General features: G+C 61.1%; 17 protein-coding genes and 1 pseudogene. 5 read left to right on the top strand and 13 right to left on the bottom strand.

The features are described from left to right. Window positions 1-374 precede the first annotated feature (374 nt). On the top strand, window positions 375-1,907 hold the full coding sequence (locus FJV80_RS06645; protein WP_095775792.1) for an acyl-CoA carboxylase subunit beta: 1,533 nt from the start codon (window positions 375-377) through the stop codon (window positions 1,905-1,907). Between the two features lie 11 nt (window positions 1,908-1,918). On the opposite strand, the gene FJV80_RS06640 is transcribed toward FJV80_RS06645, so the two are convergent. Further along, entirely contained in the window at window positions 1,919-3,448 is a 1,530-nt protein-coding gene (locus tag FJV80_RS06640; protein ID WP_142875934.1) for an NAD(P)H-hydrate dehydratase, read from the bottom strand. Window positions 3,449-3,802: 354 nt separating this feature from the next. Between FJV80_RS06640 and FJV80_RS06635 the strand changes: the two genes are divergently transcribed. Further along, window positions 3,803-4,141, top strand: coding sequence for a P-II family nitrogen regulator (locus FJV80_RS06635; RefSeq protein ID WP_006205430.1), 339 nt, complete (start codon window positions 3,803-3,805; stop codon window positions 4,139-4,141). A gap of 62 nt (window positions 4,142-4,203) precedes the next feature. Beyond that, on the top strand, window positions 4,204-5,613 hold the full coding sequence (gene glnA, locus FJV80_RS06630; protein WP_010909302.1) for a type I glutamate--ammonia ligase: 1,410 nt from the start codon (window positions 4,204-4,206) through the stop codon (window positions 5,611-5,613). 616 nt (window positions 5,614-6,229) lie between these two features. On the opposite strand, the pseudogene FJV80_RS06625 reads toward glnA, so the two are convergent. Next, window positions 6,230-6,496 (bottom strand): annotated as a pseudogene (locus FJV80_RS06625) (transposase); the annotation flags it as partial. A gap of 132 nt (window positions 6,497-6,628) precedes the next feature. Further along, window positions 6,629-7,669 (bottom strand): glutamine synthetase beta-grasp domain-containing protein, encoded by a 1,041-nt coding sequence (locus FJV80_RS06620; protein ID WP_095775794.1) that lies wholly within the window; start codon window positions 7,667-7,669, stop codon window positions 6,629-6,631. Window positions 7,670-7,985: 316 nt separating this feature from the next. Between FJV80_RS06620 and FJV80_RS06615 the strand changes: the two genes are divergently transcribed. Beyond that, the gene (locus FJV80_RS06615) at window positions 7,986-8,177 is read left to right on the top strand and encodes a DUF2735 domain-containing protein (RefSeq protein ID WP_142875933.1); all 192 of its coding nucleotides are present in this window, start codon (window positions 7,986-7,988) and stop codon (window positions 8,175-8,177) included. Window positions 8,178-8,253: 76 nt separating this feature from the next. On the opposite strand, the gene FJV80_RS06610 is transcribed toward FJV80_RS06615, so the two are convergent. The 10 genes from FJV80_RS06610 to FJV80_RS06565 form a co-directional block, all read right to left on the bottom strand. Then, window positions 8,254-10,143 (bottom strand): MFS transporter, encoded by a 1,890-nt coding sequence (locus FJV80_RS06610; RefSeq protein WP_142875932.1) that lies wholly within the window; start codon window positions 10,141-10,143, stop codon window positions 8,254-8,256. A 184-nt stretch (window positions 10,144-10,327) separates the two neighbouring features. After that, entirely contained in the window at window positions 10,328-11,119 is a 792-nt protein-coding gene (locus tag FJV80_RS06605) for an ATP12 family chaperone protein (protein ID WP_142875931.1), read from the bottom strand. Between the two features lie 12 nt (window positions 11,120-11,131). Further along, entirely contained in the window at window positions 11,132-12,001 is an 870-nt protein-coding gene (locus tag FJV80_RS06600) for a DMT family transporter (protein WP_179295970.1), read from the bottom strand. Window positions 12,002-12,048: 47 nt separating this feature from the next. Then, window positions 12,049-13,029 (bottom strand): RluA family pseudouridine synthase, encoded by a 981-nt coding sequence (locus tag FJV80_RS06595; protein WP_019857981.1) that lies wholly within the window; start codon window positions 13,027-13,029, stop codon window positions 12,049-12,051. A 61-nt stretch (window positions 13,030-13,090) separates the two neighbouring features. Continuing rightward, on the bottom strand, window positions 13,091-13,465 hold the full coding sequence (gene crcB, locus FJV80_RS06590; RefSeq protein ID WP_095775799.1) for a fluoride efflux transporter CrcB: 375 nt from the start codon (window positions 13,463-13,465) through the stop codon (window positions 13,091-13,093). A gap of 47 nt (window positions 13,466-13,512) precedes the next feature. Further along, the gene (locus FJV80_RS06585; protein ID WP_142875930.1) at window positions 13,513-15,165 is read right to left on the bottom strand and encodes a hypothetical protein; all 1,653 of its coding nucleotides are present in this window, start codon (window positions 15,163-15,165) and stop codon (window positions 13,513-13,515) included. 330 nt (window positions 15,166-15,495) lie between these two features. Further along, complete coding sequence (locus tag FJV80_RS06580) at window positions 15,496-16,326, bottom strand: aspartyl/asparaginyl beta-hydroxylase domain-containing protein (protein WP_095788698.1); 831 nt, start codon at window positions 16,324-16,326, stop codon at window positions 15,496-15,498. Window positions 16,327-16,485: 159 nt separating this feature from the next. Continuing rightward, entirely contained in the window at window positions 16,486-17,205 is a 720-nt protein-coding gene (locus FJV80_RS34930) for a DUF930 domain-containing protein (RefSeq protein WP_246688911.1), read from the bottom strand. After that, window positions 17,175-18,482 carry a replication-associated recombination protein A gene (locus tag FJV80_RS06570; protein ID WP_095793113.1) on the bottom strand — a complete coding sequence of 436 codons (1,308 nt, stop codon included), beginning with the start codon at window positions 18,480-18,482 and terminating at the stop codon, window positions 17,175-17,177. Before FJV80_RS06570 ends, FJV80_RS34930 begins: the two co-directional genes overlap by 31 nt. Before the next feature lie 41 nt (window positions 18,483-18,523). Further along, complete coding sequence (locus FJV80_RS06565; RefSeq protein ID WP_142875929.1) at window positions 18,524-20,017, bottom strand: DegQ family serine endoprotease; 1,494 nt, start codon at window positions 20,015-20,017, stop codon at window positions 18,524-18,526. An 86-nt stretch (window positions 20,018-20,103) separates the two neighbouring features. On the opposite strand from FJV80_RS06565, the gene FJV80_RS06560 reads away from it, so the two are divergent. Further along, window positions 20,104-20,769: a hypothetical protein gene (locus FJV80_RS06560; protein ID WP_095788695.1), complete on the top strand. Its 666-nt coding sequence runs from the start codon at window positions 20,104-20,106 to the stop codon at window positions 20,767-20,769. Window positions 20,770-20,781: the final 12 nt, after the last annotated feature.

Raw genomic sequence — 20,781 nt, 5'->3', positions numbered from 1 at the left:
CGGCTTCTTGGCCGCAAACATCAATGGCGGCAGGGCGCAACCTGCCGTCGAAAAACTGATATGAAACGACAAGGCGGGCGGACGCGTGCGTCCGCTCGGCTGCGCTGTCGTGCCCGCAGGCATCATGCCACGGGGCTTTTTCGCCGCCTTACCGATTTGCCGGAAAGAGGGAAAACAGACGCAACCAGTCTCATTTGTCGAGAAGGCCGGAATCTCCCGGCCCAAGCGCCTATGGGCCGCATATGGCTGAGTTCGCCCCGGAATGCAAGGGGCGTCATGTTGCAGCGCAGCAAAACCGGCTGGGAAAGCCGACGCTTGCACTCCCCGACGGGCATCATTACCACAAATGCAGCTTCTATTTTGGGGACCGAGCGATGAAGGACGTGCTGAAGGAACTCGAGCGCCGGCGCGACATCGCCCGCATGGGTGGCGGACAAGCGCGCATCGATGCCCAGCACAAGAAGGGCAAGCTCACCGCGCGCGAACGCATCGAGGTGTTCCTCGACGAAGGCTCCTTCGAAGAGTTCGACATGTATGTCGAGCACCGCTCGACCGATTTCGGCATGGAGAAGACCAAGATCGCCGGCGATGGCGTCGTCACCGGCTGGGGCACGGTCAACGGCCGTCCGGTCTACCTCTTCGCCAAGGACTTCACCGTATTCGGTGGCTCGCTGTCGGAAGCGCATGCCGAAAAGGTCATCAAGGTGCAGGAGATGGCGCTGCGCAACCGCGCGCCGATCATCGGCCTCTACGATGCCGGCGGCGCGCGCATCCAGGAGGGCGTGGCGGCGCTCGGCGGCTATGCCGAGATTTTCCAGCGCAACGTGCTGGCCTCCGGCGTCATTCCGCAGATTTCGGTGATCATGGGTCCGTGCGCCGGCGGCGACGTCTATTCGCCCGCCATGACCGACTTCATCTTCATGGTGCGCGACACCTCCTACATGTTCGTCACCGGCCCGGATGTGGTGAAGACCGTCACCAACGAGACGGTGACCGCCGAAAGCCTCGGCGGCGCTTCGGTGCACACGACGAAGTCCTCCATCGCCGACGGCGCCTATGACAATGACGTCGAAGCGCTGCTGCAGATGCGCCGGCTGGTCGACCTGTTGCCGGCCTCGAACACATCTGACATTCCCGAGATCGAATGCTACCAGTCAGTCACTGACCACGATTTGTCGCTCGACCGGCTGATCCCCGACACCGCCAACAAACCCTACGACATCAAGGAGCTGATCCTGAAGGTCGCCGACGAGGGTGACTTCTTCGAAATCCAGCAGAGTTTCGCCAAGAACATCGTCACCGGCTTCGGGCGCGTCGAGGGCCGCACCGTCGGCTTCGTCGCCAATCAGCCGATGGTGCTGGCCGGCGTGCTCGATTCCGACGCCAGCCGCAAGGCGGCGCGCTTCGTGCGCTTCTGCGACTGTTTTTCGATCCCGATCGTCACCTTCGTCGATGTGCCGGGCTTCCTGCCCGGCACCGCGCAGGAATATGGCGGGCTGATCAAGCACGGCGCCAAGCTGCTGTTCGCCTATGCCGAAGCGACCGTGCCGAAGATCACCGTCATCACCCGTAAAGCCTATGGCGGCGCCTATGACGTGATGGCCTCGAAACATCTGCGTGGCGACATGAACTATGCCTGGCCGACGGCGCAGATCGCGGTGATGGGCGCCAGGGGCGCGGTCGAGATCATCTACCGCAAGGACATTGGCGATGCGGAAAAGATCGCGGCCCATACAAAGACTTACGAGGATCGCTTCCTGTCACCCTTCGTCGCCGCCGAGCGCGGCTATGTCGACGAGGTGATCATGCCCCACTCGACCCGCCGCCGCATCGCCCGGGCGCTGCGGATGCTGCGCAACAAGGACATGCAGAACCCCTGGAAGAAGCACGACAACATCCCGCTGTGAAGCGACGGCCGTCAGCGTCCGCCTCGATCCGCAACCAGTTCGCGCAGCACAGGCACCAGCGCCAGCGGCAGATCCTCGGCAATCAGCCCCGCACCGAACCGGCTGCCGGCCTCGGCATGGATCCAGACCGCGGCGCAGGCCGCTTCGAAAGCCGGCATGGCTTGCGCCAGCAGACCGGCGGTGATGCCGGACAGCACGTCGCCAGACCCGGCAGTGGCAAGCCAGGCCGCGCCATTGGAATTGATCGCCGCCCGGCCGTCGGGAGCAGCGATCACCGTGTCGGCGCCCTTGTAGACGATAACGGCATTGGCTCGTGCGGCCGCCGCGCGTGCCTTGTGGAGTTTGGACGAGGCATTGTCAGAGGCGATGTCAGGAAACAGCCTGGCGAACTCACCGTCATGCGGCGTCATTACCAGGGCTGGCGCATGCGGCCTGCGCGCCGCTTCGAACAGGACGTCCGGCGCGTCGCGAAACGCGGTGATCGCGTCGGCGTCGAACACGAGGCCATCAACCTGTGTGGCAGCAGCTTGAGCCTGTCCGGAGGCGAGGAGTGCCAGCCCAAAGGTCCGCGTTTTGTCACCAACGCCGAAGCCGGGGCCAAGAACAAAGGCCGAAGGCCGGCGTTCGCCGACAAATTCCCTGATGTCGGCGACATCATCGGTTTTGCGCAGCATGATCGAGGTCAGATGGCCGGCATTGACCTGCATGGCATTGCCCGGCGACAGCACGGTCACCGCTCCTGCCCCGCTTCGAGCCGCGGCAAGCGCCGACAGCCGCGCTGCCCCGGTGGCGCTCGGCCCGCCGGAAAAGACGCCGACATGGCCGCGCTTGTACTTGTGTGCGTCGACAGCCGGCACCGGGAAATCGCGCAGCCAATGCGCCGGCCTGTTCTCGAATATCCGGGGCTGGAGCCGTGCGATGATGTCGTCGCCGATGCCGATATCGGCGAGCACGATGTCGCCGCATCGCTCCCGGCCCGGCTGGAGCAGATGGCCTGGCTTCTTGCGTGCGAAGGTTACCGTGACGGCGGCGGCAAATGCCACGCTCAAAACTCTGCCGCTGTCGCCGGAAACGCCCGAGGGCAGATCGACCGCGACAACCGGCAAACGCCGATCGGTGGCGACACCCACCGCCCTGGCGGCATCGCCCGACAGCGGCTTGGACAGCCCTGCCCCATAAAGCGCATCGACCAGGATCGAGCCGGGCTCCGCTTCAAACCTGGACAGCGGCCGGGGCGCGATCGGGCACTCGGCCGCCGCAAGTGCTGCGTCGCTTTGCGGCCTCGGTGCACCGGACGCCCAGATCGTGGTGGTGACGCCGCTGCCGGCCAGGATGCGGGCGACGACATAGCCGTCGCCACCATTGTTGCCGGGCCCGCACAACACATGGACGTGCATCGCTGAGGGGTAACGCCTGAGAACTTCGCCCGCGACCGCTTCGCCCGCACACTGCATCAGGCCATAGCCATCGATTGGACCGGCGGCAATCGTCAGCCGGTCCGCCTCGCCCATTTCGGCGGAAGTAAGAAGTTCATCGCTCATGGATTGCCGATCCGCATTCGATCAAGCATTGTCCAGTTTTCGAGCCGACGCAAACAAAGAGGAGCGCATCACCAACTGCGGCCATGCCACCAAGGCGGGTATCAAGGCAAAATCGCACACCAGATGAGCATCCTGCCTAATTGTTAGGCGGACGCAATCATGGGGACTGTGTCGCTTCAGCAGGCCATGCCGCATCCGATACTGCGAATGACGCGAATTTGCATCTCGGCGCGGCATAGGTTGGAAATCGTATGAAACCGCTTCGGATCCAGCTATCTGGCACAGTTCGTGCTTGATGGAGGCGCAAGCGGGGGTTCACAACCCGTTTTTTTGGCAGTGGAGGCCACTTTTTACATGAAAAAGATCGAAGCGATCATCAAGCCATTCAAGCTGGACGAAGTGAAGGAAGCGCTTCAGGAGGCCGGACTGCAAGGCATCACCGTGACCGAGGCCAAAGGCTTCGGGCGTCAGAAAGGCCATACCGAACTCTATCGTGGCGCCGAATATGTCGTCGATTTCCTGCCCAAGGTGAAGATCGAGGTCGTGCTCGGCGACGACGCGGTCGAAGGCGCCATCGAGGCCATCCGCAAGGCGGCCCAGACCGGCCGCATCGGCGACGGCAAGATCTTCGTCTCCAATATCGAGGAAGTCGTGCGCATCCGCACCGGTGAGACCGGAATGGACGCGGTCTGACGCGACCAGCCTTCCAAGAAACGTCATCCATCAAAAAACGTCATCAAACAGGGATACATGACATGACGACAGCCAAAGACATCATGAAGCAGATCAAGGACAACGACGTGAAATTCGTCGACCTGCGCTTCACCGACCCGAAGGGCAAACTGCAGCACGTAACGATGGATGTCGTCGAGGTCGAGGAAGACATGTTTGCCGATGGCGTCATGTTCGACGGCTCCTCGATTGCCGGCTGGAAGGCCATCAACGAGTCCGACATGGTGCTGATGCCCGATCCGGACACGGTCCACATGGACCCGTTCTTCGCCCAGTCGACCATGGTCATCCTGTGCGACATCCTCGACCCGGTCTCGGGCGAATCCTACAACCGCGACCCGCGCGGCACGGCCAAGAAGGCCGAAGCCTACATGAAGTCGGAAGGCATCGGCGACCAGATCTTCGTCGGCCCGGAAGCCGAGTTCTTCGTGTTCGATGACGTCAAGTACAAGGCCGATCCCTACAACACCGGCTTCAAGCTCGACTCCACCGAACTGCCGTCCAACGACGACACCGACTACGAGACCGGCAATCTCGGCCACCGCCCGCGCATCAAGGGCGGCTATTTCCCGGTGCCGCCGATCGACAGCGCGCAGGACATGCGCTCCGAGATGCTGACCGTGCTCGCAGAAATGGGCGTACGCGTCGAAAAGCATCACCACGAGGTCGCGGCTGCGCAGCACGAACTCGGCATCAAGTTCGACACGCTGGTCCGCAACGCCGACAAGATGCTGATCTACAAGTATGTCGTGCATCAAGTCGCCAACGCCTATGGCAAGACGGCCACCTTCATGCCGAAGCCCATCTTCGGCGACAATGGCTCGGGCATGCACGTCCACCAGTCGATCTGGAAGGGCGGCAAGCCGACCTTCGCCGGCAATGAATATGCCGGCCTGTCCGAAAGCTGCCTGTTCTACATCGGCGGCATCATCAAGCACGCCAAGGCGATCAACGCGTTCACCAACCCGCTGACCAACTCCTACAAGCGTCTGGTGCCCGGCTATGAAGCGCCGGTGCTGCTCGCCTACTCGGCGCGCAACCGTTCGGCCTCCTGCCGCATCCCGTTCGGCTCGTCGCCGAAGGCCAAGCGCGTCGAGGTCCGCTTCCCCGATCCGGGCGCGAACCCCTACCTCGCCTTCGCCGCCATGCTGATGGCCGGCCTCGACGGCATCAAGAACAAGATCCACCCGGGCCAGCCGATGGACAAGGACCTCTACGACCTGCCGCCGAAAGAGCTGAAGAAGATCCCGACCGTCTGCGGTTCGCTGCGTGAAGCCCTCCAGAGCCTCGACAAGGACCGCGGCTTCCTGAAGGCCGGCGGCGTCTTCGACGACGATCAGATCGACAGCTACATCGAGCTGAAGATGGCCGAGGTGATGCGCTTCGAAATGACCCCGCATCCGGTCGAATACGACATGTACTATTCGGTGTAAGAACCCGTACCGGTAGCGTTGAAAAGGCCTTTGAAGGATATCCGCCTTCAAGGGCCTTTTGCTGTTCGTCAATGCTCATCGACCAATGCTCACCGATGGGCCGCACGTCGCCAGCCACGCAAGCGCTGCTATTTCGTTCCAAAGGATCGTTTGATGTCCCGTGCCAGGGCCGTGACCACCGGCGGAAATCACAAATGAAGGCTTGTGGGTGGCAGTTTCGAGCGCGCAATCGAACGCCAGGAGCGAGCGGCGCACTGCCTCAGGCTGCAATGCCCGCTCGTCCGGCGCCCCCGCCAATGCCGTCGTTCAAGAAACCCCGCCCCGTTCGAACAGCATCGCTTTGGCGTAACCACATGGCCACGAATACGCATGCCGCAGCGTGATCTGTCAACGTCGCCGGACGAAGGCATAAATCGCCGATTTCAATGTATGAACAGAGGCTTATAGAAAGGATCGTTGGACTACGGATGAGATGAAACAGGCCGTTTTCCGGGCTTTTCCGGCGAAGTGGAAAGCGCACCACACCGGTGGCGGCAAGTAGTATCAGCCAAAAGCCTCTCCATCCGGCAAATTTGCCCGGTCTTTTTCAACCTGACTTTTTTTGGGGGTATTCGCTCCGCCAGGCGACATTGACCTCGATCTCGCGCAGCAACTGCCTTTCCGAGCGCACGCCGAACAGGTAGCCCACAAACAGCGCCTTGAACATCAAAGTCGGATCAAGTGGCGGCCGGCCATTGTCGGCGCAGTAGAGCGGGTGCCGTCAGATCGTGGATGAGGGAAAAGTCGACTGCGCGGTCGATCTTGCGTAACAGGTGGTCAGCAGGATCCAACTGATCCAACGTTACCATCTCAAGCGCGGTTCGGGGGCGGGTCGCTTCAACATGACCCATTGAATCAAAAACCCCCGGCAATTGCCAGGGGTTTGTCAGAAACCTGAGCCCTGGCGTTTCCGCCAGGGCTTTTTGTTATCGAGTTCTGGTCGAGGCGAAGACCTTGCGTTCGGCGCCGCGAACAATCAGGCGGCGGCCGAAACCTTCGCGTCGGTCGCGACCTGCGAGATCGTCTTCAGCACCTGCGAAGCGATCTGGTAGGGGTCGCCCTGGGAGTTCGGACGACGGTCTTCCAGATAGCCCTTGTAGTCGTTCTTGACGAAGGAGTGTGGCACGCGGATCGACGCGCCACGGTCGGCGACGCCATAGCTGAACTTGTTCCACGGCGCGGTCTCGTGCTTGCCGGTCAGGCGCTTGTCGTTGTCCGGACCGTAGACGGCAATGTGGTCCATCAGGTTCTTGTCGAACTGCGCCATCAGGGCCTCGAAATAGGCCTTGCCGCCGACTTCGCGCATGAACTTGGTCGAGAAGTTGCAATGCATGCCGGAGCCGTTCCAGTCCGTGTCGCCGAGCGGCTTGCAGTGGAACTCGATGTCGATGCCGTAAGCCTCGGTCAGACGCAGCAGTAGGTAGCGCGCCATCCAGATCTGGTCGGCGGCCTTCTTGGAGCCCTTGCCGAAAATCTGGAATTCCCACTGGCCCTTGGCCACTTCGGCGTTGATGCCTTCATGGTTGATGCCGGCCGCAAGGCACTGGTCGAGATGCTCTTCGACGATCTTGCGCGCGACGTCGCCGACATTCTTGTAGCCGACGCCGGTGTAGTACGGGCCCTGCGGCGCGGGATAACCGCTCTCGGGGAAGCCGAGCGGGCGGCCGTCCTTGTAGAAGAAGTATTCCTGCTCGAAGCCGAACCAGGCGTCCTCGTCGTCGAGGATGGTCGCGCGGCTGTTCGATTCATGCGGGGTGACGCCATCGGGCATCATGACCTCGCACATGACGAGAATGCCATTGGTGCGGGCCGGATCCGGGTAAAGCGCCACAGGCTTCAACACGCAATCGGAGCTGCGGCCTTCGGCCTGCATGGTCGAGGAACCGTCGAAGCCCCACAGCGGCAGCTGTTCGAGCGTCGGGAATTCGGCGAATTCCTTGATCTGCGTCTTGCCGCGAAGGTTGGGGACCGGGGTGTAACCATCGAGCCAAATGTACTCGAGCTTGTATTTCGTCATTCTAGCCTCTCGTTGCTTGTTCACCGAACACCAAACGGCCTCGACACACGTCTGCCGTCGGCAGCCGGCGCTGCCGATCCCTAAAATGCAATTCATGTGCCACTCCGACTTCGGCGGGTGCGGCAAAATGGCAGGGGTATCGCGTCGAATTTCATGAGCCGCCTCAACATTGGGCCCAAATCAATCAAGCTCGAATTATGCATAAATATTAGGCAATTGCTGATCTTTTCGTAGGCATATTGCCTAAAGGAATCGCAGGACCTATCTTGTGCGAAAGCTGAATCGACAAGCTCCTGAAAACGAAAGGAGACCGCCCATGGAAGTCGTCCCCTCCCGTCCGTCGGCAAAAATTCTGATGTTCCCTCTTGCAGCGCGAAGATCTGCCTCAAATTTAGGCGCAAAGGCGAAATTCGCGGCAGAGATCGCCTCGTTGCGCTGCACGTACGCCGATTTTGACGGCTGGTATCACGAAGCGGCCATCGAGGAAGAAAATCAGCCAAAGAGCTGATCCGCTTCTTCGGAGTCTCAGACACGGAAAGCCCGGCGTGAGCGATCACGCCGGGCTTTCTGTTGGCCGAGGCCAGCTACTCCTTGCCGTGCAGGTCGGTGCCAAGCGTATCCTTAACGAAGATCATGCCGATGATCAGCGTCATCGCCGCGATCACCACCGGATACCACAGACCATAGTAGATATCGCCCTTGTAGGCGCTGAGCGCGAAGACTGTTGCCGGCAACAGGCCACCGAACCAGCCATTGCCGATATGATAGGGCAGCGACATGCCGGTGTAACGAATGCGGGTCGGGAACATCTCGACCAGGATCGCCGCGATCGGCCCGTAGACCATGGTCACGAACAGGACCAGGATGAACAGGATGCCGATCGTCATCGGCCAGTTTACGGCGGCCGGATCGGCGAACATGGCGAAGGCACCGCCGCCCGGTATGTTGTAGACGGTGACCTCTGGCGCGCCGGCGGCCTCGTCGGTGGTCAGGAGCTTGTCCTTGACCGCCTGATCGGTCGGCACCGCGGTTTTTTCGCCACCGCGAATGGCGGCGGCATCGAGCTTCAGTTCCGGATTGGCGGCGACAAATGCATCGAGCTTCTGGTCCGGTATCTTGATCGCCGCACGCTTCAGTGGATAGCCGCCGTCCCGAAGCGAGATATTGACGGCCTTCATGAAGGCTGCCTCTTTGGCTTTTGACTGGTCGCCGGCGGCGACGACGTCGTAGGACTCAACCGTCTCGCTACCGATTTTGACCGATGCCGCTGTTCCAGGGGCCGCCGTAGTGATCACGTCATAGGGAACTGAGTTCCTGGTTAGGAATGCCGTTGCCACATCACACGATGTGGTGAATTTCGCATTCCCCACCGGGTTGAACTGGAACTTGCAGTCGCCTGGCGCTGCCGTGACCGTTGCCTTTGTGTTCAGCTGCGCCTTGGCGAGTGCCGGATTGGCGGCCCAGGTCAATGCCTTGAACAGCGGGAAGGTGCAGACAATGGCGAGCGCAAGGCCAGCCATGATGATCGGCTTGCGGCCGATCTTGTCGGAGAGCCAGCCGAACACGACGAAGAAGATCGAGCCGAGTGCCAGCGCGATCGCGATCATGATGTTGACCGACTGCGCATCGACTTTCAGCACGTTCTGCAGGAAGAACAGCGCATAGAATTGGCCATTGTACCAGACGACGGCCTGGCCAGCGGTGAGGCCAAGCAGCGCCAGCAGTGCGATCTTGGCATTCTTCCACTGACCGAAGGCTTCCGTAAGCGGTGCCTTCGAGCCCTTACCTTCGTCCTTCATCTTCTGGAAGGTCGGAGACTCCGAGAGAGACAGTCGAATCCAGATCGAGACGGCGAGCAGCACGAAAGAAACGATGAAGGGAATGCGCCAGCCCCAGGCGGCGTAAGTTTCCTTGCTCAGCGATCCCTGCACGATCAGGATGACGATCAACGACAGGAACAGGCCAAGTGTCGCCGTCGTCTGAATCCACGACGTGTAGAAACCGCGGCGGTCATCAGGCGCGTGCTCAGCGACATAGGTCGCCGCACCGCCATATTCGCCGCCGAGGGCTAGACCCTGCAGCATGCGCAGCCCGATCAGGATCACCGGAGCCGCGATACCCAAGGTCGCATAACCGGGCAGCAAGCCGACCAGGAAGGTCGATAGACCCATGATCGTCATGGTGACGAGAAAGGTATACTTGCGGCCGACGAGGTCACCGATACGGCCAAACACCAGGGCGCCGAACGGGCGGACGAGAAAACCGGCGGCAAAGGCCAGCAGCGCGAAGATGTTGCGCGTCGCCTCCGGAATGGTCGGGCTGAAAAAGGTCGAGCCAATGAAGGCCGCCAATGAACCGTAGAGATAGAAATCGTACCATTCGAAAACGGTGCCGAGTGAGGAAGCGAAGATGACCTTCTTCTCTTCCCGAGTCATGCCGCGGCTCGTTTTGCCGGCGGTCGATGCCATTGCCATTGAGTTGTCCTCCCGTGAGACCCTTGTCCTCGATGCCGGGCGCCAGTGTCAGCGCTCTCCTCCGAACGCGGACTCGGAAATGCCGGGCCATCACGGGAAAAATGACAGAAAGCGCCCGCCGACGGCAGAGCGACGATGGGATTATGACTTTGGTATTAGGTGCGGTGCGGCAATCGCCGCATAGTCAGCCCCTGAGTGCTTCGAGAAGGCTGACGGCAGCCATCATATCGCGTTTGCGGGCGGCACGGCGCGCAACCGCTTCGGCATCCTGCCCCCAATGCTCGATCTGCCAGTCCTCGTCGACATGGCTGGCGGCCCAGGCAGTCTCGGCATCGAGCTTGCCGAAATCGACCGCCAGCGCCAGCAGCGCCGAACCCGTCAGCGAGGTCATGAGGTGGATGGCGGCCAGCCGCAGCGGCTCGGCGCGCTGATTGAGATGACTGCCCAGAACGGCGATCGTCTCGCGCGGCTGCTCGACATGGATGATCCCCTCGGCAAGGTTGAAGCGAGCCCCCAATGTCGTGCTCGCCCAATCGATGACCGGATCCCACTGCTCGTTCTGCCGCTCGACCAGCCCCTGGGGGGCGTCGGCGCGATAACAGAGCAGATCCGATGAGGCAAACCGCAGTATGTCTTCCAGCACCGCCTGCGGATCGCTGGCAACGCCGTCGATGGCGGTGTTGACCAGGCGCATCACCGGCATCGTCACCGGATTGATCGTCTCGCCCTGTTCCGCGAATTCGCCTGCAACCAGCACTGCCGCCGCCTCGGTCGGCAGCGCCAGCAGCGCCTTGCCCGGCGTGCGCACCGGCTTGCCGTCGAGATGCACGGCGAAACCTCCCGCTATCGGCGCAACCGAAGCGGTTTTGTAGAAGCGCTTGGGCAGCGGCATCTTCATCTGGATCTGGGCGCGGCGCACCGGATCCGGATCGGAAAGATACTTGCCCGCTTCGAGGTCGTTGAGGATGTCACGCATGAAAAGCCTCTCTCACACCGGTGTCAGCTTGCGCGCCGGCCGGTTAACGATGATCAGGCCCGCCGCAATCAAGCCAAGTGCCAGGAAAATGCGAATGGTCAGCGGCTCGTTCAAGATGATCGCGCCGCACAGGACACCAAAAACCGGCGACAGGAAGGTAAAGCTGGACAGGCCGGAGGCCGGATAGCGGCGCAGCAGCCAGAACCACAGGACATAGGTGAAGGCGACGATATAGATCGCCTGGAAAAGCAGCGCCAAAGTCGGCAACAAGGACGGATCGCGCACCGGCGGGCCGGCGAGAGGCAGCACCAATATGCCGACGATCGCCGCACCGGCGAGTTGGTAGAGCAGCAGCTTCTCGGCGCTCGCCTCAACCAGTTTCGAGCGCTTGATGAGGATATTGGTCAAAGCCCAGAAAAATCCGGAGCCAAGACTGAGCAGATCGCCGAACAGCATGTCGCCGCCGCCAAGCTTGTCGGAAAAGACGGCGGTGAGGCCGGCAAAAGCCAGCAGCAGGCCGAGGAACTTGCGCATGGTGATCTGTTCGCCAAGCAGGAAGTGACCGCCAATCAGCATCCAGAACGGCATCGAGTTGACCAGCAGCGTGTTGCGGGCAACGGTCGTATGCTCCAGGCCGACATAGAGGCAGAGGAACTCGATGCCGAAAAGCACGCCCACGGCAATGCCGGCGAGCAATGTGCCATCGCGCCTGAACAGAGCGATGCCGCGCCAGCGGCACCAGAGGAAGACGCAGACGCCGCCGATGATCGAGCGTGCGATCGACAGGAAGACGGGGTCGTAGCCGGCATAGGAGATTTTGGCGGCGACGTAGTTCAAGCCCCAGGAAAAGGTCAGACCGACCATGATGGCGGCGGCGGCCATGTCGACCGTGTCGCGCCGATCGAGCGCGTCAGTGGCGCCGCTCAAGATCAATCCTCCGCGCTGGCGTCGTCGAAGCCGATCAGATTCCAGCTCTGGCGCATATGCGGCGGCATCGGCGCGGTGACGTCGATGACGCCTTTGTCGGGATGCGGAATGATGATGCGGCGCGCATGCAGATGCAGGCGATTCTGAATACCGCCGGGGAAGTCCCAGTTGGTGTCGGCCTCGAAATATTTCGGGTCGCCGATGATCGGGCAGCCGATATAGGCGGCATGGACGCGAAGCTGGTGGGTGCGGCCCGTATAAGGTTCCATCTCCAGCCAGGTCATGGTCTGCGCCGCCTGCTCGATGATACGGTAGTAGGACACGGCATGGTCGGCGCCTTTTTCACCATGCGCGGCGACCCGGACACGGTCGCCATCCTCGGTCGGCTCCTTGATCAGCCAGGTCGAGATCTTGTCCTCGCGCTTCGGCGGCACGCCCTTGACCAAGGCCCAGTAGGTCTTCTTCGTTTCGCGGGCGCGGAACGCCTCCGACAGCTTCATGGCGGCCAGTCTCGTGCGGGCGACGACCAGCACGCCCGACGTGTCGCGATCGAGCCGGTGGACCAGCCGCGGCTTCTCGCCCTTCTGGTTGCGCCAGGCCTCCAGCATGTCGTCGACATTGCGGGTGACGCCCGAGCCGCCCTGCACCGCCAGGCCCGCCGGTTTGTTGAAGACGAAAACCTTTGGGTCCTCGTGGATCAGCATTTTCGCCAGGACGTCGGCATCGCCCTGGTTGCGGATCGAATGGCCAGTCAGCGCGCTCTCGCCCTTCTTGTCGACCTCGAGCGGCGGGATACGCACCACCTGGCCGGGCTCGACACGGCTGTCGGCCTTGACGCGGCCGCCATCGACGCGGATCTGGCCGGAGCGCAGCAGCTTCTGCAAATGGCCGAAACCTAGGCCCGGGAAATGCGTCTTGAACCAGCGATCGAGCCGCATGCCCGCCTCGCCGGCCTCCACCGTGATCTGTTCAACGCCTGCCATTTTTTCTTCGCTTATCCGTTTCCAAAGCAGGGCTCGGCCTGCGCTTGGCGCGGCAATAGCATTAAGGCAGGCTTCTTGCGAGCCAAAGACCTAAAAACAGGGCGATGATCGCGCCAATGACACTGGCCAGCGCATATCCAAATGCCGGCAGCGTGGCTCCCCGTTCCCACAGCGTCGCGAAATCGAGCGAAAACGCGGAAAAGGTAGTGAAACCGCCAAGAATGCCGGTGGCGACGAACAGCCTGACTTCGTTCGACCCGCCACGCCGCACCAGGATGGCGATGAACAGGCCCATGGCAAAGGAGCCTACGATGTTGATGGCCATCGTGCCCCAGGGATAATTGGGGCCGACAAGACGCAGCGCGCCCATACTGGTGAGATGGCGAATGCCGGCGCCGATGCCGCCGCCGACGACCACGAGAAGCAGATTGAACATTATGGTCTACTGCCCGTGTCGAGGCGGTGGCGTCAATCCCTTCACCGTCACCATTTAGGCGCTGCCCAGTCCGGATACTTCTTCCTGAATTCAGCGTAGAGGGCGTCGACCTCGGCTTTGCTGACCGGGCGCACCTGTTCGTAAAGATAGCCGGCGACGCCGCCTGACAATTGGTACTGCGCAATGCGCCCGTACGCGGCACCGATACCCTTGCCTTCAAGAATATACTGGTTCGGGAGCGTGACGCAGATCTGCGCGCCCGGTTGCAGATGAGTAACCGGCCGGTCGGTCACGACAACGTATCTGGATTTCAATGCGTCCGGCCGGAACCGGTCACGACTGTCCACCTGGCAAATCCATCCGACATGGGCAACAAGATCCCGTTTCATGCCGAACAACAGGGCGTCGCTCATCACAGGACCCGACGCAAATACCGAAAAGCGGTCCTTCGGTTCCATCCTGTCGACGAGGTCATCGATCAGGCGGCTGTATTCGGCGAGATTGTCGAGGTGAAGGGGAAGCGTGGCTTCCCTGGCGAAGACGAAGCCAACCGGGGACAACAACTGACGGCCGGCTGGAAAAAACGTGCCCAAAAAAGCAAATCCGGCAACAGCGACCATGGCGACGGTCGGCCATCGTGATTTCAGTCCCGGCACGGAGACGATCGAAACGATTGCCTGGGCATAGGCGGGAAAGAGCCAAAGAAACATCGGCAAGGAATGATGACGTTCCGGGTCCTGCGTCCGGATGAAAGCCAGGAAGGCAAGCACCGAGGCCATGGCACAGAACACCGCAAATCTGTTGCGGCGCACAACCGAGATGTGGAGGCCCACCACAATCAACGCCCAGTTCAGATAGCTGAGCCGGGATCCGACGTCACCGAGCTGAGTGACAAAGGTCGTCTTGTATCCGCTGTAAAGGTCAGCGTAGCTGGTTTGCAGAATCTTGGCAATCAACGGCAGCTGGAAGTTCAACGCCGTCGCGGCAATAAGGAAAATCGCGCACGCGCCGCCCAGGGCCGCGTTGCGGAGGGCCGGCAAATCCCGCTCCCTTGCAATCTGCAGCAAACCCAGGAATGCCGCTGACACGGTGATCCCTATGTCCGCATAGGCGTACCAGCGGCGCAGCATGAACGCCAACCACAGGCAGGCGCCGACGGATATTCCGCTCATCACCGGTTCGCGGGTCAGGAATTTGGATTTCCAGAGAAAATAGGTTGCCGCGGTCAAGGCGAGACAGCCGGCAATGTCAGGCATTCCCCGAAGCGTCGGCGCCCAGAATGGCGTGTACAGGAAGGCCGCGATCCATACGGCGATCCAACTACGGGAGGGCGTCTCGGAGACCGCCTCCTGATAGCTTATTCTGCCTATCAAAAGAACCGCCGGAACCAGGTAGACCGCGACTATTCCGGTAACGAAGGAAAGCCTTGAACCGCCAAAAACAAGGTGAAACGGCATCAGGGGCACCAGGATCGCCACGCCGTAATCTTCCGTGGCGATGGAGGTGCCCAATTGGCTCAGCCATTCGAAAGGGCTCTCGACAAGCAGAGCGCCCTGCTGGTTGAACATGTTGAAATAGGCCGCGAAGTCCCAGTAATAGACGGGCTCTTCGAGATTTATGTACGCGGCGCTCAGAGCGGCGCCAAGTAACACGGTGCAGATGTAAGCACCCCAGAATCCGAAGATTTTTTTCCCGATCACCTGAAGCCGCCAACAAAGGAAGAGACGGGTTTGTAGCAGTCTAATTTAAGCTATTTCTAATGCACTCGAAGTGCCGTTCCACCAATCGGGATTACCAAATTCATATCACGAATTATTGATGACTTGATAAAGATGTATACTTAAACGCATGGACATCGCAAGCGTCGACGACGCACAGTAATACCGCCGAAGGGACCGCTTCTTCCAAACGGCCGTTCGATATATTATACATATGTGATATACAGAAGCCGTGCGCGAGAAAGTCGGCAGAGATAAAATGCATCTCACCCTGACGCTGCCAGCAGAGCCGGCAGCGTCGACGTTTTCAGGTCAGGTGGTTTCGACCTTCTTCGGCTTGGTCGAGCCGATCATCTTCCAGTTCTTGTAGAACATCGAATTGATGCGCTCGACGCTGACCGAGACAACCGCGAGCATGCCGGCAATGAGTCTCGGGAACGGGGACGGCCTGATGATGTCCATGAACACGCAGTAGCGGCGGCCGTCATATTCGTTGACCGAACGGTGCAGCAGCGTGTCGTCGAAAATGAACTGCGGATTGTCGTACCAGTAGTTCTTGACGTTGCCGCATTCGACGAAGATTTCCGCCTTCACCGGGATCAGGTTGTAGAGGATGCGCAGGCTGAGCCGCAGCGGGCCGAAATGCCAGGAAGTCGATTCGCGCTTGCTGAAGACCGAAACGGCGATGGTCTTGATGTATTTGAAATCCTTGTTGAACTCGGCGACGTTGTCGATCCGGTGCTTGCCGTACCACTGGTAGACATACATGCCACGCCGGCCGGCGCCGAAATTGGCGTCGATGTCGGCGATGATCTCATCCTTGCGCGCCTTGAAGATGTCCAGGACCTCATTGACCTCGCGCTGATAATCCTCCGGAAACTGCTCCAGCTTCCACACGCCGGGATTCCGGTAGCAGAGCAGATCGACCAGCAGGTTGAACGGCGACAAGAGCCAGGTGAACAGGCCGTTGCCGAGGAAGTAGCCTGAGAACAGCGCCAGATCCTTCCTGTCGTTGCGCAGCACGTCGATCAGGCCGCAGACGATGAAGATCGTCGTCAGAATGGGGATAAAGTAGAAGCCAAGGGCGAGAAGCGGGATGGCGATGGCGAATTTGCGAAGGGATTTGCGAAGGGCTTTTGTCATTTTTCCACGCGCGGAGCGCGATCCTGTTGCGAATGAGTGTGCCAAATCTCGGCAACGACCACCGCCCGGTCGTGCGCCTTGATAAGGTTTTTTGGGTCGCCGCACAACGCCACGACATCGTGGCCCGGCAGTTGCCTGGTGGAATTTACCAGCCGTCGGTCAATGCACCGCTGGCAAGCTGAGCTCGTCCCATTTCTCCCTGGCCACGGGATCGCCGACCAGGAACTCAAAGCCGATGACGCTTTCGCCGTCCCGCGCGAGCTGGCATTTGAACTTCAGACCATACCAGTTTTTGCGACTGCGGAAAGCCGCGCCGTCCGCGGTGATCGCGGTGCCGCTGATCTTCTCCTCGGCCGTTGCATAAGGCACGACGCGTTCCGGCTCAAAGTCCGCGCGCCATCGCCGGATCTGGTCCATGGCCTCGAGATTGCACAATTGCACCATGCGTTCATCGGAAGCGAAGGTCGCGAGATCTGCGCGCGCCTGCCGGCTGCGCGGATCGGCGAGCGTCTTGGCCGACAGCATTTCGGTCGGCCGAATCATGGTCGGCGCGGTGGGTGGTGTAGATCGAGGAGCGCTCGGCGTTGGCGTTGGCGTTGGTGCGGGCGCTTGTGCCTCGGGTGCTGAAGGCGGTGCTGGCGCCGGCGGCGGCCTTGTCGAGGCCTCGAACTGCTGGGGTGTCAGAATGTCGACCGACACCCGTTCCTCGTCCAGCCGCTTCGGCCGCTTTGGCAGCGGCATGAGCGCCAACATCGCAGCCAGCAGGGGGTGGAGAGCAACCGAGGTTGAGATGCCCCATGGCGAGGCCTCGCTTCGAAGCGTGACGACCGCCGGGCCGCGCAATCCTATTATTCCCGTTCCTTGCGCAGCTTCGCCCAATAGTCGAGCCGCTTCCTGATGTCGCGCTCGAAACCACGCTCAGGCGGATCGTAGAAGGTCTGGCGGCCAATCTTCTCCGGAAAATAGTCCTGGCCCGAAAAGGCGTCAGGCTCATCATGATCGTAGCGATAGCCGGCGCCGTAATCCTCTTCCTTCATCAGCTTGGTCGGCGCGTTGAGGATATGCTTCGGCGGCAGCAGCGAGCCATGCTGCTTGGCTGCCTGCGTGGCCGCCTTGAAGGCGGTGTAGACGGCATTGGATTTGGGCGCGGTGGCGAGATAGACGGTGGCCTCGGCAAAGGCGAGCTCGCCTTCCGGAGAGCCCAGATAGTCGTAGGCGTCCTTGGCGGCATTGGCGACGACCAGCGCCTGCGGATCGGCTAGGCCGATGTCTTCCATCGCCATGCGCACCAGCCGGCGGCCGAGATAGAGCGGATCCTCGCCGGCGTCGAACATGCGGGCGAGATAGTAGAGTGCCGCGTCGGGATCGGAACCGCGCACCGATTTGTGCAGCGCCGAGATCAGATTGTAGTGGCCGTCCTGGCCCTTGTCGTAGATCGGCGCACGGCGCTGGACGATGCGCCGCAGCCCCTCGGGATCGAATATCTCGCCGGGCTTGGCGGCGCGCCAGACTTCCTCGGCGAGGGTCAGCGATGCGCGGCCGTCGCCGTCGCTCATGCGGATCAGCATGGCGCGGGCCTCGTCGTCGAGCGGCAGCGCCCTGCCCTCCGTCTCCTCCGCCCGCACCATCAGTTTGGCGATGCTCTCCTCGCCGAGCGAATGGAAAACCATGACGCGCGCGCGCGACAACAGCGCCGCGTTGAGCTCGAAGGACGGGTTTTCGGTCGTGGCGCCGACCAGGACGACCGTCCCATCCTCCATGACAGGAAGAAAGGAGTCCTGCTGGGCGCGGTTGAAGCGATGGATCTCGTCGACGAAAAGCAGGGTCTGGCGGCCGTTGGCGCGGCGCAGCTTGGCCGTCTCGAACACTTTCTTCAGGTCGGCGACGCCGGAAAACACCGCCGAGATCTGCTCGAAGGCAAGGCTGGTCTCGCCGGCGAGCAGCCTTGCCACCGTGGTCTTGCCGGTGCCCGGCGGCCCCCAGAAAATCATCGAGCCGAGTGAGCCCGAGCCGATCAGCCGCGTCAGCGCGCCATCGGGGCCGGTCAGATGCTCCTGGCCGACGACCTCGCCAAGATTTCTCGGCCGCAGCCTGTCGGCCAGCGGCCGACCGGGCGGCGCCTTTTCCGGTTCATCGACACTGAACAGATCGGCCATGTACTTCTTTTGGTTTGGAGCGCGATCCCTTCAGATCGAACTCAGTAACGCAACACCTGGCGCAGTATCTGCCCGCCGCGTTCGACGGTAAAGCGCCACCAGCGCGTATCCTGCTGGGCTACCTGCGCCAGCGTCGCGGCGGTATCGATGGTGGTGCCGTTGACCTCGCGCACGATGTCGCCCGGCATGAAGCCGAAATCGGCGGCCGGCGAATCGCGGTTGATATCGATCACCGTCACGCCCTTGAGATCGGTGCGCAGGCCAAGCTTCTGGGCAAGGCGCGGCGACAGTTCCGCAACCTTGGCGCCCGAGAACGGGCTGCGGCCATGCAACGTCACTTCCGAGGCTTTCGCACCTTCCGGCGCGCGCTCCAGAGCGATGTCCATGGCTGCCTGCTGGCCCTTGGTCAGGATCGCGAAATTCGCCTTGGTGCCGATCGACAGCGTCGCCATGCGATAGTCCAGCGCCTCGATGCTCTCGACCGGCTTGCCGTTGATCTGCAGCACGACATCGCCCGCCTTCAGCCCGGCCTTTCCGGCAGGACCGGCGGCATCGACCGAAGACACCAACGCACCGGTTGGCTTTTCCATGCCGAGCGATTCGGCGATCTGCGGCGTTACCGCCTCGAACTCGGCGCCGATATAGGGGCGTTCGAAGAAATCGAGGCCGGCCTTGGCCGCATCGGCGAAAGCCCGAACCATGTTGGCGGGAATGGCAAAGCCGATGCCGATCGAACCGCCGCTGCGGCTGTAGATGGCGGTGTTGATGCCGACCAGCTGGCCGCCCATGTTGATCAGCGCGCCGCCGGAATTGCCGGGATTGATCGCCGCGTCGGTCTGGATGAAATAGCCCGAATCCGAGACGCCGATATGGCTGCGGGCAAGCGCCGAGACGATGCCGCTGGTGGTGGTCTGGCCGACGCCGAAGGGGTTGCCGATGGCCAGCACTAGGTCGCCGACCTCAAGCGCGTCGGAATCACCAATGGCGATGACGGGGAACGGCTTGTCGGATTCGATCTTGAGCACTGCAAGATCGAGCGTCTCGTCCTTGAGCATCACCTTGCTGGTGAATTCGCGCCCGTCGGCGGTCGCCACCTTGACCTCGTCGGCATCCTTGATGACATGGAAATTGGTAACGATGACACCGCTCGGATCGACAAGCACGCCCGAGCCGAGCGAGGACTGCGCGCGCGGCTGGGCACGGCCGAAAAACTCCTCGAAGAACGGATCGCCTTCAAAAGGCGATGTGACCTTGGCCGTCTGCGAGGCATAGACATTGACCACGGCCGGCGCCGTCTGCTTGACCAGGGGCGCGAACGAAAGCTGCACCTCCTCGCGGCCGAACGGCACGCGCTTGTCAGGCCCCGAGGTGGCGTTCTCGCCTTCTACGCCATGCAACAGATCGGTCAACACATCGGACAGGCCCGGATCGGCGGGCTTTGCGGCGTCTTCTGCCAGCGCCTGCCGGACTGCCGGTGCGGCTGCGAACACCATGAAGGCGCAGAGCAGAACAAGGGACAGTCTTTTGGCGCGCATTCGCGAATCCTCCAAGGCAAGTTCGGGCGCATTGTCCCGACGATTGTGCAAAATGAAAGGCTAAGCCGCTGAAATCCGATTATTTTATGCAGCAAAAGCAGCTACAGCTGATTTCGAAACCGAAAACCTCCTCGGCCCTCATGAAAAAACAACTGATGTCATTCCGTGACTTTTTGAAGACCGGCAAACTGGGCGCGATCTCCCCCGACATGACAATGACCGAGATTGTCAAAGTGCTCGGTACGCCTGAGCATGCCGATCCAGATTACTGGACGTTCGGAAAGCTCGAAATTTCCTTTGATATCGAGGCGCCTCGCCAGATGAACTGGTTTCAAATTGAAGAGGCCGGCTACCTCAAAGGCGACCTTGAGGTTCTCACCAATCGCCTTTCGCTTTCGCTGGATGGGTTGAGCGGAAAGACAAAGCCATCGCAATTTCTGGATGCCGGCCTGTGGGCTCCAGATCAGGTCAAAATTTTCTATGCAGCTTCCGGGAATGACATCTTGCTGAACATATGCGCCGGACCAATACAGATGCACTTTCGCGTTGATGCCAACTTGACCGGCGGCCAAGACGCCGAAACATATTTGAGCAGTTCCCCCACGTCGCAACTGATCATGGAGATCGACTCTCGAGTCGTTCTCGACAGTATCTATTCCTATCCATACCCGAAGACCGAAGAGGTACCGGGAGCGTTCAATTGGAAGCTGTTGAGCGGAAGCCGCTATCTGATCTTGGCCGGCAGACGATAAGCACCGGCAAAC

Source organism: Mesorhizobium sp. WSM4310 (assembly GCF_007003935.1).
GTDB lineage: Bacteria > Pseudomonadota > Alphaproteobacteria > Rhizobiales > Rhizobiaceae > Mesorhizobium.
Note: the sequence above shows the minus strand (reverse complement) of the source record. Positions and strands in the feature narration are given on the sequence as shown.

Coding starts and splice junctions, on each gene's coding strand:
- FJV80_RS06640 (WP_142875934.1), bottom strand. CDS start 3,448: ATGAGCGATGAACTTCTTACTTCCGCCGAAATGGGCGAGGCGGACCGG.
- FJV80_RS06565 (WP_142875929.1), bottom strand. CDS start 20,017: ATGCGCGCCAAAAGACTGTCCCTTGTTCTGCTCTGCGCCTTCATGGTG.
- glnA (WP_010909302.1), top strand. CDS start 4,204: ATGACGACAGCCAAAGACATCATGAAGCAGATCAAGGACAACGACGTG.
- FJV80_RS06620 (WP_095775794.1), bottom strand. CDS start 7,669: ATGACGAAATACAAGCTCGAGTACATTTGGCTCGATGGTTACACCCCG.
- FJV80_RS06595 (WP_019857981.1), bottom strand. CDS start 13,029: ATGGCAGGCGTTGAACAGATCACGGTGGAGGCCGGCGAGGCGGGCATG.
- FJV80_RS06600 (WP_179295970.1), bottom strand. CDS start 12,001: ATGGCCGCCGCCGCCATCATGGTCGGTCTGACCTTTTCCTGGGGCTTG.
- FJV80_RS06580 (WP_095788698.1), bottom strand. CDS start 16,326: ATGACAAAAGCCCTTCGCAAATCCCTTCGCAAATTCGCCATCGCCATC.
- FJV80_RS06570 (WP_095793113.1), bottom strand. CDS start 18,482: ATGGCCGATCTGTTCAGTGTCGATGAACCGGAAAAGGCGCCGCCCGGT.
- FJV80_RS06635 (WP_006205430.1), top strand. CDS start 3,803: ATGAAAAAGATCGAAGCGATCATCAAGCCATTCAAGCTGGACGAAGTG.
- FJV80_RS06605 (WP_142875931.1), bottom strand. CDS start 11,119: ATGCGTGACATCCTCAACGACCTCGAAGCGGGCAAGTATCTTTCCGAT.
- FJV80_RS06645 (WP_095775792.1), top strand. CDS start 375: ATGAAGGACGTGCTGAAGGAACTCGAGCGCCGGCGCGACATCGCCCGC.
- FJV80_RS06615 (WP_142875933.1), top strand. CDS start 7,986: ATGGAAGTCGTCCCCTCCCGTCCGTCGGCAAAAATTCTGATGTTCCCT.
- FJV80_RS06560 (WP_095788695.1), top strand. CDS start 20,104: ATGCAGCAAAAGCAGCTACAGCTGATTTCGAAACCGAAAACCTCCTCG.
- FJV80_RS06610 (WP_142875932.1), bottom strand. CDS start 10,143: ATGGCAATGGCATCGACCGCCGGCAAAACGAGCCGCGGCATGACTCGG.
- crcB (WP_095775799.1), bottom strand. CDS start 13,465: ATGTTCAATCTGCTTCTCGTGGTCGTCGGCGGCGGCATCGGCGCCGGC.